Genomic DNA, 9,748 nt, shown 5'->3' with positions numbered 1-9,748 from the left:
GAACAGGATAAGGAGAGCCAGAGGGGGACTGGAAGAACGGGGCAACCGGAAACAAGACAGGTACAGCAGGATGGGCAGAGTTGACAGGATGTCCGCTGTGATGTAATACAAGAAATAAGCCCTGTAAATGCAACGAGGTCAATGACAGGCGGAGGTTGGAAAATTGATGTTATGGCTGGTAGTCGCCTTGCTCATATATATATTTCAAATTTTTACGATCGTGCTGCTCGAGTACAAGCAACCTTCCAAGGCGGTTGCCTGGCTGTTGATCCTGTTCATATTCCCGCTTATCGGCTTCGTTATGTACTACTTTCTCGCCCAGGAATATACGGCCCGGCTGCGAGTGCGGAAAAGGGGAGGCTGGGCCCATCCCAAGAACCGGATCGGCGATCTCCGGATCCAGACGGTCCGCCGTCCGGATGAGCTGAACAATCTGGAAATGCATAGCCAGGAACGGTTATTTTCGCTCATCTCTGCTTTGTCGGAAAGTCCGATTACGAGCTGCAACGAGACCCGGGTGCTGACGAACGGACAAGCGACGTTCGAAGCGATGCTGGCCGCGATTCGGGAAGCGAAGCATCATATCCATATGGAATTCTACATACTGCGGGACGACGGCATCGGCACCATCTTTCAGCAGGCGCTCATTGCCAGGGCGAAGGAAGGTGTCAAGGTTCGGGTCGTGGCCGATGGCGTTGGCAGCATCGAGCTGGGCCGCAACTATTTGCGGACGTTCAAGGAAGCGGGCGTGGAATTTCACTGGTTCTTGCCGCTGTCGGTTTCGTTTTTCCGCCGCCGCCTCAATTACCGCAATCATCGGAAGCTGCTTATCGTAGACGGCCGGAGCGGGTTTGTCGGCGGAATTAATATCGGTGACGATTATTTGGGCTTGAATCGCAAGCTTGGCTTTTGGCGCGATACGCATTTGCAGGTGGAAGGAGATGCAGTATATGCGCTGCAGGCGATCTTCCTGCACGACTGGACGTTCGTGACCGGCCAGTCGCTAGCGCTGCAGGATCTGTTCCCGCCGCATCAATGCAAGGGGACGGAGCAGGTGAAGATGATCTCGAGCGGTCCGGACGCAAGCTGGGATGCGATCCAGGAGCTGTTCTTTGGGGTCCTCAGTTCAGCGCGGGAGCGGGTCTGGATCATTACGCCGTACTTCATTCCCGATGCCAGCGTGCGGCTCGCGATCAAGACGGCCGCCGTCAGCGGTCTCGATGTTCGCGTTATTATTCCGGGCAAGTCGGACTCCCGCTTCGTCGACTGGGCGTCCCTCTCTTACGTGGAGGAGCTTCTGCAGGCGGGCGTCCGCTTCTATCAGTATCAAAAAGGCTTCGCTCACGCCAAAACCTTCCTCATGGACCGGACATTGGGATGCGTAGGGACGGCGAATCTCGATATGCGCAGCTTCTTCAGCAATTTTGAAGTCAATGCGGTGCTGTTCGAAGCTGCCGCGGTCGATCGGCTGGAGGAAGATTTTTTGCGTGATTTCGGAGACAGTGTCGAGATCGATTATAACAAGTTCGTGACCCGTTCCCGCGGTCAGCGTGCCGCCGAAGCGGTGATGCGGCTGCTGTCGCCTCTGTTATAGGCCGCTTTTATAGACCGCTTTCGTGATCCGATGGATACGGACTGTGGTTAGCTTTTGCGGGATCGGCTTGCTTGAATCTGGCTGGAGAAGGCCTCCAAAATCGGCTCGATTGCCTGCGGCTCGGCATCGCGGATCAGATCGCCGACCTGGGCGAGCCGATCGGCGGCATTCAGCAGATGGTAATCGCGCGGCTTCGGATTGCGCTTCACCTCGTCCCAGGTGAGCGGCATCGACACCGAGGCATACGGCGTCGCCCGCGGCGTGTATGGCGCTGCGATCGTCCGGGAGGCATCATGCTGCATGTAATCGATGTAAATGCGGGTGCCCCGGTTCTTCTTCAACCGCTCGATCGTGAACAGCTCCGGGTGAAGCTCGCACAGGTAGATGGCGAGCATCTCGCCCAGCTCGCGGAGCTGCATGAAGGTCGGGCCGCGCTTGATCGGCACGATGAGCTGCACGCCGGTGGCGCCGGACGTCTTCGGAATCGTCCGGATGCCGATCCGTTCCATGGCTTCGCCTACGATCCAGGCGGCCTCCATAATCCGCTCCTCCTCCAGAACGGACGGATCCAGGTCAATAATCCATTCGGCCGGGAGCGGGTCGCCGATGCGGTGCAGTGAAGGATGGAACTCGATGCAGGCCAGATTGGCCAGCCAGAGCAGCGTAGGCACATTTTGCAGCACGATATAGCGGATGTCCCCGGACATCGCTGTTTCGACGAAGGAGGGTGCCCCAGGAGGCACGTTTTTCTGGTAGAAAAACTCCCCCGGAACGCCGTGCGGATACCGGATCGTCGTCAGGAAGCGGTCGCGGCACGCCGCCAGCAAAAAAGGGCTTAGCCGGATCATTTCCCTGATATAGTCTGTCTTCGTGATGCGCGCCTCCGGCCACAACAGCTTGTTCGGATTCGTGACTTGGAGTTCATGCCCTTCTACCATTAAGTACGCGGGCGGTTCTTTGCTGGCCATAGCCCCACCTTCCTGTGTCTGCACTCCCGTATTCTCGGCATTCTGATCTCGTTCCCCTCTAACTCCCGCGCTTCGCTTCTCCCGTTACCTCAGCAGCGGCAGTGTATCGATGCGTGGATGGCGGAGCTGTCCGGTCGGCGTATATTCCAAGGCCGCGGCCCGGCACGGAATCGGCACACTCATCCAGACGATTGGCTCCCGGCGGAGAGCCACAATCGGTCCTCCGGGCGGCCCCGAGGCGGGATAACGCGCCGCCCAGCCTTCCAAGAGCAGCCGGCGGGTCTCATCAAGTCCGATGGACGCCTTGCCAATATAGCGTCCTTCCAAATCGGTAAGGACGACGCTGGCTGGACGGCCGTTATTGATCATATAGCCGACCGTCAAGGCTTCGACGAGAAGATCCTTCTTAATTTTGAACCAGTCCTGATGACGCTTGCCCTCCTGATACGTGGAGCGTCGCTTTTTGCTGACGACGCCTTCCCAGCCGTGCTGCTCCACCCATTTCCACAATTGATCGCTATCTTCGAAAATATCCGCCACGAAGCAAGCGGGATGCTTGTCGGGGAACAGATCCAGCAGCAAGCGGTGCCGCTCCTCATAGGGTAGCCGCCTTACATTCCGCTCTTCGATCCCGAGCACATCGAAAAGGACGTAGACGGCGGGAAGGGCGCCGTCGGGCCGCTGGCGCATCCGCTCCCGTTGGAGTGCCAACGGGAAGGAAGGCCGTCCGAGATTCGGATCGAAGACGACGACCTCGCCGTCGAGCAGCAGCGTACGCCCCCGAAGCTCGGGCCGCGCTTCCATCATCATCGTCACGTCCGCATAGATGGACGTCTTCTCCAGCATCCGTTTGGAGAACAGCCGCACCCGGCCCTGAACGCACAAGGCGAGCATCCTGACGCCGTCCCATTTCAGTTGATGCAGCCAGTCTTCGCCTGCGGGGATGCGGTCGCTCCGAAGCGGAGACATCGGGGCCGCAGGCAGCGCCAGGGAAGCCGGGAGTGCCTCGGGGAAGCCCGCGGCGTTCCGTTCCTCCCGGTGCGGCGGCTGTCCCGAGCCTTCCATCGGCGGCCGTGGCATTATGGCTCCGTCCGCGTCCGCTTGCGCCGCGTGCCGCCGGTGGCGGCTGGCTCCTCGCCGTCATTGGCCGCCTTCTGCGCGCCGGCTTCCGCCTTGCGGGCCGTCTTCTTGCGCCGCGGGGCAGCTTCCTCAGCAGGCGTATCGGCGGCGGCCGCCGGAGCGGCTTTTTTGCGCCGCTTCGGTTCCGCTGCTGCGGCTGAACCCGCTGCAGCCGCCGGACCCGGGGCGGTACCAATCGGCCGCGGCCCCTTCATCGCCTCGATGCTCGCCTGCAGCGCCGCCATGAGGTCGACGACATTGGCGGCCGGCTGGGCGGCCGGAGCGGTGCGCACTTCCTCGCCCGCAATCTTTTGCCCGATCCGCTCCAGCAAGCGCTGGCGGTATTCATCCGTGTACTGCTCCGGCTGGAAGGCTGTCGACAGCTGGCCGATAAGCAGCTTCGCCATCTCCAGCTCCTTCGGATTGACCTCCACATGCTCCGGAATATTCGGAACCTGGGTAACCGCGCGAATCTCATCCGGGTAGAACATCGTCTCCATGACGAGGCAATTCTCGATGACGCGAATGGCGGCGAGACTGCTCTTTGCCCGGATCGTCACTTTGGCGATGCCGATCTTGCCCGTCTGGACCAACGCCTCGCGCAGCAGCTGATACGCGTTGTTCCCCGCTTGATCGGGAGATAAATAATACGTCTTCTGATAATAGATCGGATCAATTTCGGCCAGGTCGACGAAATCGAGAATCGCAATCGCCCGGCTTGCATCATCCTGCAGCTGCTCCAGCTCGTCTTTGGGGAACAGCACGAATTTCCCTTTTTCATACTCATAGCCCTTCACGATTTCGTCCCAGCCTACCTCTTCCTTGCAGACCGGGCAGGAGCGGACATAGGAGAGCGGGCTGCCGCATTCCTTGTGTATCATTCGCATTGAGATGTCTTTGTCTTCGGTGGCGGTATGCATTTTGACGGGGACATGGACCAAGCCGAAGCTGATTGCCCCTTTCCAGACCGTATGCATCAATTATCCTCCTCGCGCCTGTTCGCTCATTCGCCTGCACATCGCTGTGCCGGCATTTGTATCACTGTATTCATCGGGTTCCTGCCTATATGTCAGTGTTCAAATGACGACTTCTGGGACAACCTCTATAGGTCAGTATGCGATAGTTCGCTTTCTTCTACGCATGCATGAAAAAGGCGCTTTTGCGTCACGTTAAGGCTTAGAATGCTGTGGAAGGGAGGTTTTGAACATGGATGTACATCGTGCGAAGCATATTTTGGAAATGAAGGATACGGTCCCTGTCCATCTTGACGGCGAGCAGCCGGTCTGGATCGAGAGCGTGGATGTTGCCAATGGAATGGCGACGGTGCAAGTCGGCACCAACCCGACAAATACCGAGACGGTAGCGGTTGACCGGTTGCAGGAGCCGCAACAATAAGCGAACGGTAGGAGTTGGTCGGTCTGCGTCTGGAATAGGAGCGGCAGCAGGGGGAAGGCGCGTTGTGTGGCATCGGCCTTCCCGACTTGTCGTCAGCGCGCAATTCTGAATTTGCTGCGCCAGCGGGAGATGAGCAGGAATATGGCAGGGAGCAGCACGATGGCGGCCAGGCCGTCCCACAGCAGCTGTTCCGGCACGATGACACGATCTGCGGATAGACGGAAGAAGGCATAACCGGAGTAGGGCAGGACGAGCAGGACGGCGGTAATGACGCCGGGCGCAAGACTGCGGGTATAGACGGACAGTCCGATATGGGTAAATACATGCAGGAATAAGATAAGGAGCAGAATCAGGTACAGGTCGTACCAGGAAAACAGTACGGCCGCGAGCGTCGCCGTAACGAAGACGAGGAAGACCCAGAATACATCGCCCGCGAAGTCCCGCGTCGTCATCTTCAGGCTGCTCCCGGCAAAGCGCCGGACCGCAGGCGGCATCTGTTCCAGAATGCGCTCGCCGTGACGGCGAAGCCAGGGCTCGACATAGAGGAGCTCTTCGAAATCATGGAACATGAATACGATAGGAAACAGCCACATCACCGTAACCGCATCAAGATGAGCGGTTATCCAGCCGATTATCGCATTGATCATCGGTTACCCCTCCTTTTTCGAATGAAGCAGCATGCCTTGAAGGAACAGGCGTGCGGTATGGGCGCCCAACTCCTCCGGCGTTCTTTCTCCGGTCTCCACATAGCGGTAGACGAGTCTCTCCATCGCAGCGACGACCGATTCGGCCGCCAGCTCCGGATCGATCTCCGGCTTGACGATTCCAAGCGACTGGTTATGAAGCATGTTGGCGACGATCTGGCGGACGATGCGTTCCCGCACCTGATCGCTGTCGTCGGAGATTTGCAGCGCGATCTTCGTCAGTTGCGGCTGTGCCCCGAACAGACGGAACAACGCGGTAAAAGACGAGACGATATACGCCTCGACCTCTGAAGTGGGGAGATGCTTCACTTCCGCACCGGCGTTGCCCAGGCGGAGCAAGTGCTCATTGAATTGCTGCAGGAGCTGAGCGGCAAGATCGTCCTTGCTTGTGAAATACAGATAAAAAGCGGCTTGGGTCAAGCCCGCCCCGGCTACGATCTCGCTGACCTTCGTGCCGCGCACCCCTTTGGCGGCAAATAACTTCTCGGCTGATTGCATCAGCTTGCGCTTGCTCTCCTGCGCGGTATTGCGTGCCATAGGCAACCTCCTTCATTACTAACTAATTAGTTAGTAATATCTTATCATTCGTGTCCTGCACTGTAAAGGGGCTTCATACTCTGAGCAGGAATCCAATCTCTCGTCCAGTTTTGTTCTCTTCCGAGCCCAACTCAAAATCGATCTTGCGCCTGACCAAAACTTCCTGCAAGATACGGGGAATAAATGTAAAAAGGGATAGAATACGCTGCTGATTTATCTAGCATCCAGGGCGGAGTATGCGTGGGGAGAAGTATTATGGCTGCCAGGGCACGGGCAATCATCAGCAGCGGGAGGCTCGCTGTGTGCCCGCCTTCCGCTTGTGAGGAGAGGCGGCGTTTTTATGTTATAATGAGTTGTCAGTAACAGTTGAATGTCGTGGAGGGAATTATGAACCAATCAGCGGAATTCGCCTTTTACTCCGCGAGCGAAGCGGATACGGAACGGCTGGCCGCGAAGCTGGCCGAACGCTGTCAGCCCGGCACGGTCCTCGCGCTGGACGGAGATCTGGGGGCGGGCAAGACCCGGTTCTCGCAGGCGGTCGCGCGTGCGCTCGGTATCGAGGGGATCGTCAACAGTCCGACGTTTACGATAATTAAAGAATATGACAGCGGCAGGCTGCCGCTCTATCATATGGATGTGTACCGCATCTCGATGGCGGAAGCGGATGAATTGGGGCTGGATGAATACTTGTATGGCGACGGCGTGTCGCTGGTCGAGTGGTCAAGCCTGATTACGCCGCTGCTGCCGCCGCGTTATTTGCATCTTTTTATGCAGACGGAAGGCGAGACGGAGCGGATCATTCGCTTGACCGCATACGGGGAGCCCTATGTAAGCTGGGTTAACGAACTTAAACGGATGGGAGTCTGACATCGTGCATCAACAGGATCATAATAGAATGCGGGTGCTGGCCCTGGATACATCGACGGCCGCTCTGACCGCCGCCCTGCTCGAAGGGGACGTGCTCGTGGACGAGCGCCATTCCCAGGCCGAGCGCAATCATTCGATCAAGCTGCTGCCGACGGTGCAGTCGCTGATGGAGGATAACGGGTGGAGCGGGAAGTCGACGGATCTTGTCGCCGTCGGTGTCGGCCCCGGATCGTATACAGGCGTGCGCATCGCGGTCACGGCCGGGAAGACGATGGCCTGGATATGGGACAAGCCGGTTATCGGCGTATCGAGTCTGGAGGCGTTGGCGCTCTCCGGCGTGCAGCAGGCCGAACAGGACGGCGCCGAAGCGGGCGGCACTGGTCGCATCCTTGTGTACCCGCTGATGGATGCGAGAAGGGGGCAGGTCTATACGGCTCCCTTTGCTTGGAACGGAAGCGCGTCCGAGGGCCTGAGGGACGAGGTTGAGCGGCATGGCGAGGACGGGATTCGCCTGTTCTCGCTGGTCGCGGAGGAGGCGTCCCGGGCGCTGGAAGCTAGGGCGGAAGGTGCGGATCATCCGCAAGCGGCCGCAGAAGTATGGTTCGTCGGCGATACCGGAGCGCAGCAGGAAGCGTTGAGCGGCCTGCAGGCGCAATGGGGAGGACGGATTCGCGTTATCCCGTGCGGGATGGAGGCGAGCTGGATCGGCCGTCTCGGGCTGCGCGCCTATGCGGCAGGCGAGCGGACGGATACCCATCGGCTCGAGCCGAATTATACGCAGTTGGCGGAAGCGGAAGCGAAGCTGCTGGCGAAGGAGCGGGCGGACCGGAGGCAGCAGTAATAGAAGGGAGCATGTCAGATGGGACAACGACCTGAATACGATGAGGATGAACGGACGGCGGAACCGGGCGGAGTGGAGTTCCGGCCGATGCGGCTTGAGGATATTCCCGGGGTGCTTGAGGTGGAGCACGCTTCGTTCACGGTGCCGTGGACGATTGATGCGTTCCGGAATGAACTGACGCAGAACCATTTTGCCAAATATACGGTAATGCTTCAAGGCGATCGCATTATCGGCTATTCCGGCATGTGGACGGTTGTGGATGAAGCTCATATTACCAATATTGCCGTTCATCCCGATTTCCGGGGGCAGAAGCTCGGAGAGCGCCTGCTGCGGGAGATGGTCGTACAGGCGATGGCCTACGGCATGGAGGCGATGACGCTCGAGGTTCGGGTGTCGAATCATATCGCTCAACGGTTGTATGCGAAGTTCGGCTTTCAGGGAGCGGGCGTGCGCAAAGGATACTATTCAGATAACAAGGAAGATGCGCTCATTATGTGGACCGACCTGAAAGCGTTGGCCGCTTCTTCCTATCAACAAGCGGAATAAAGCAGGTGACCTTCGTGAATATATCAAGTTCTTATACCAATCCGGGAGAAGCGGACGTCATACTCGCGATCGAGACAAGCTGCGACGAGACGTCCGTGGCCATCGTTCGCGGGGGGCGCGAAGTGCTGGCGAATCAAGTCTCCAGCCAGATCGACGTCCACCAGCGCTTCGGCGGCGTCGTGCCGGAGATCGCTTCGCGCAAGCATGTGGAGACGATTACCGTCATGCTGGAGGAAGCGGTGAAGCAGGCAGGCCTTGCCCTGACTGACATTACGGCCGTTGCGGTCACACAGGGGCCGGGGCTCGTCGGCTCACTGCTCGTCGGCATCGTGGCGGCCAAGTCGCTGGCGATGGCCTTGGACGTGCCCTTGATCGGGACGCATCATATCGCCGGGCATATTTATGCGAACCGGCTTGTACAGGAGCTGGCCTATCCATGCATGGCGCTCGTCGTCAGCGGCGGGCATACGGAGTTGGTTCATCTGGAGCGGGAGGGCGTGTTCCGCGTCATCGGAAGCACGCGCGACGACGCGGTCGGCGAGGCTTACGACAAGGTCGCCCGCGCGGTCGGCTTCCCGTATCCGGGCGGTCCGCATATCGACCGCCTCGCCGTGGACGCGGACGACGCGATCACGCTGCCGCGCGCCTGGCTGGAGCCTGATTCCTATGATTTCAGCTTCAGCGGACTGAAGTCCGCCGTGTTGAACGTCGTCAATCAGGCGAAGATGCGGGGCGAGCCGCCGATGTACGCCGCCGTCGCCCGCGGATTCCAGGAATCCGTCATCGATGTGCTGACGGAGAAAGCGATGCGCGCCGTGAAGGAATACGGCGCGAACCAATTGCTGCTGTGCGGCGGCGTGGCCGCCAACCGCGGATTGCGATCGGCGCTGTCGGCGCGCTGCCAGGCCGAGGGCGTGCCGCTATTGATCCCGCCGTTCGAATATTGCACGGACAATGCGGCGATGATCGCCGCCGCGGCGCATATCAAGTGGAAGCACGGGCAGTTCACGCCGCTTGATTTCCAGGCCCAGCCGCTGTTCTCACTCGAGGCGTGGTCGGTGGAATAGCTGCCAAGCGCTGCCGGAAGAGAGGCGAGGAGCGAGCCTTTATTTCAAATTAGGTCTGTCAATCGTCTGTGAAAATGTCACTTTAACTGTGCTATGAAAATGTCACTTGT

At 59.0% G+C, this 9,748-nt stretch carries 11 protein-coding genes; 6 read left to right on the top strand and 5 right to left on the bottom strand.

Annotated elements, in window-relative coordinates:
• The first annotated feature begins 166 nt into the window (after positions 1-166).
• Positions 167-1,594: a cardiolipin synthase gene (gene cls, locus DQX05_RS28920; RefSeq protein WP_119796702.1), complete on the top strand. Its 1,428-nt coding sequence runs from the start codon at positions 167-169 to the stop codon at positions 1,592-1,594.
• A gap of 47 nt (positions 1,595-1,641) precedes the next feature.
• Here the strand turns inward: cls and ligD are convergent, their stop codons facing one another.
• From ligD to ku, 3 genes are all read right to left on the bottom strand, one after another.
• Positions 1,642-2,562 carry a non-homologous end-joining DNA ligase gene (gene ligD / locus DQX05_RS28915; RefSeq protein WP_119796701.1) on the bottom strand — a complete coding sequence of 307 codons (921 nt, stop codon included), beginning with the start codon at positions 2,560-2,562 and terminating at the stop codon, positions 1,642-1,644.
• Positions 2,563-2,646: 84 nt separating this feature from the next.
• Complete coding sequence (locus DQX05_RS28910; RefSeq protein ID WP_119796700.1) at positions 2,647-3,642, bottom strand: ATP-dependent DNA ligase; 996 nt, start codon at positions 3,640-3,642, stop codon at positions 2,647-2,649.
• Positions 3,642-4,658 carry a non-homologous end joining protein Ku gene (gene ku / locus DQX05_RS28905; protein WP_119796699.1) on the bottom strand — a complete coding sequence of 339 codons (1,017 nt, stop codon included), beginning with the start codon at positions 4,656-4,658 and terminating at the stop codon, positions 3,642-3,644. Before ku ends, DQX05_RS28910 begins: the two co-directional genes overlap by 1 nt.
• A 229-nt stretch (positions 4,659-4,887) precedes the next feature.
• Between ku and DQX05_RS28900 the strand changes: the two genes are divergently transcribed.
• The gene (locus DQX05_RS28900; protein ID WP_119796698.1) at positions 4,888-5,076 is read left to right on the top strand and encodes an H-type small acid-soluble spore protein; all 189 of its coding nucleotides are present in this window, start codon (positions 4,888-4,890) and stop codon (positions 5,074-5,076) included.
• Between the two features lie 92 nt (positions 5,077-5,168).
• Here the strand turns inward: DQX05_RS28900 and DQX05_RS28895 are convergent, their stop codons facing one another.
• Both DQX05_RS28895 and DQX05_RS28890 read right to left on the bottom strand, forming a co-directional pair.
• Positions 5,169-5,723 carry an HXXEE domain-containing protein gene (locus tag DQX05_RS28895; RefSeq protein WP_119796697.1) on the bottom strand — a complete coding sequence of 185 codons (555 nt, stop codon included), beginning with the start codon at positions 5,721-5,723 and terminating at the stop codon, positions 5,169-5,171.
• Positions 5,724-5,726: 3 nt separating this feature from the next.
• A complete protein-coding gene (locus DQX05_RS28890) occupies positions 5,727-6,317 on the bottom strand; it encodes a TetR/AcrR family transcriptional regulator (RefSeq protein WP_119796696.1) in 591 nt (196 codons plus the stop codon).
• Positions 6,318-6,704: 387 nt separating this feature from the next.
• Between DQX05_RS28890 and tsaE the strand changes: the two genes are divergently transcribed.
• The 4 genes from tsaE to tsaD are packed head-to-tail and all read left to right on the top strand — an operon-like array spanning position 6,705 to position 9,638.
• Entirely contained in the window at positions 6,705-7,184 is a 480-nt protein-coding gene (tsaE, locus tag DQX05_RS28885; RefSeq protein WP_040731209.1) for a tRNA (adenosine(37)-N6)-threonylcarbamoyltransferase complex ATPase subunit type 1 TsaE, read from the top strand.
• A gap of 4 nt (positions 7,185-7,188) precedes the next feature.
• The gene (gene tsaB / locus DQX05_RS28880; RefSeq protein ID WP_119796695.1) at positions 7,189-8,025 is read left to right on the top strand and encodes a tRNA (adenosine(37)-N6)-threonylcarbamoyltransferase complex dimerization subunit type 1 TsaB; all 837 of its coding nucleotides are present in this window, start codon (positions 7,189-7,191) and stop codon (positions 8,023-8,025) included.
• A gap of 18 nt (positions 8,026-8,043) precedes the next feature.
• Positions 8,044-8,571, top strand: coding sequence for a ribosomal protein S18-alanine N-acetyltransferase (rimI, locus tag DQX05_RS28875; RefSeq protein WP_119796694.1), 528 nt, complete (start codon positions 8,044-8,046; stop codon positions 8,569-8,571).
• 14 nt (positions 8,572-8,585) lie between these two features.
• Positions 8,586-9,638 carry a tRNA (adenosine(37)-N6)-threonylcarbamoyltransferase complex transferase subunit TsaD gene (tsaD, locus tag DQX05_RS28870; protein WP_119796693.1) on the top strand — a complete coding sequence of 351 codons (1,053 nt, stop codon included), beginning with the start codon at positions 8,586-8,588 and terminating at the stop codon, positions 9,636-9,638.
• The last annotated feature ends 110 nt before the right edge of the window (positions 9,639-9,748 follow it).

The sequence above is a fragment of the Paenibacillus thiaminolyticus genome (genome assembly GCF_003591545.1).
Lineage (GTDB): Bacteria > Bacillota > Bacilli > Paenibacillales > Paenibacillaceae > Paenibacillus_B > Paenibacillus_B thiaminolyticus_A.
This window is presented reverse-complemented; position numbering and strand designations above follow the sequence as displayed.

Bases quoted from the DNA above. Each gene is read 5' to 3' on its own strand.
- tsaE (WP_040731209.1), top strand. From the start codon at position 6,705: ATGAACCAATCAGCGGAATTCGCCTTTTACTCCGCGAGCGAAGCGGAT.
- cls (WP_119796702.1), top strand. From the start codon at position 167: ATGTTATGGCTGGTAGTCGCCTTGCTCATATATATATTTCAAATTTTT.
- DQX05_RS28910 (WP_119796700.1), bottom strand. From the start codon at position 3,642: ATGCCACGGCCGCCGATGGAAGGCTCGGGACAGCCGCCGCACCGGGAG.
- DQX05_RS28890 (WP_119796696.1), bottom strand. From the start codon at position 6,317: ATGGCACGCAATACCGCGCAGGAGAGCAAGCGCAAGCTGATGCAATCA.
- ligD (WP_119796701.1), bottom strand. From the start codon at position 2,562: ATGGCCAGCAAAGAACCGCCCGCGTACTTAATGGTAGAAGGGCATGAA.
- DQX05_RS28900 (WP_119796698.1), top strand. From the start codon at position 4,888: ATGGATGTACATCGTGCGAAGCATATTTTGGAAATGAAGGATACGGTC.
- rimI (WP_119796694.1), top strand. From the start codon at position 8,044: ATGGGACAACGACCTGAATACGATGAGGATGAACGGACGGCGGAACCG.
- ku (WP_119796699.1), bottom strand. From the start codon at position 4,658: ATGCATACGGTCTGGAAAGGGGCAATCAGCTTCGGCTTGGTCCATGTC.
- DQX05_RS28895 (WP_119796697.1), bottom strand. From the start codon at position 5,723: ATGATCAATGCGATAATCGGCTGGATAACCGCTCATCTTGATGCGGTT.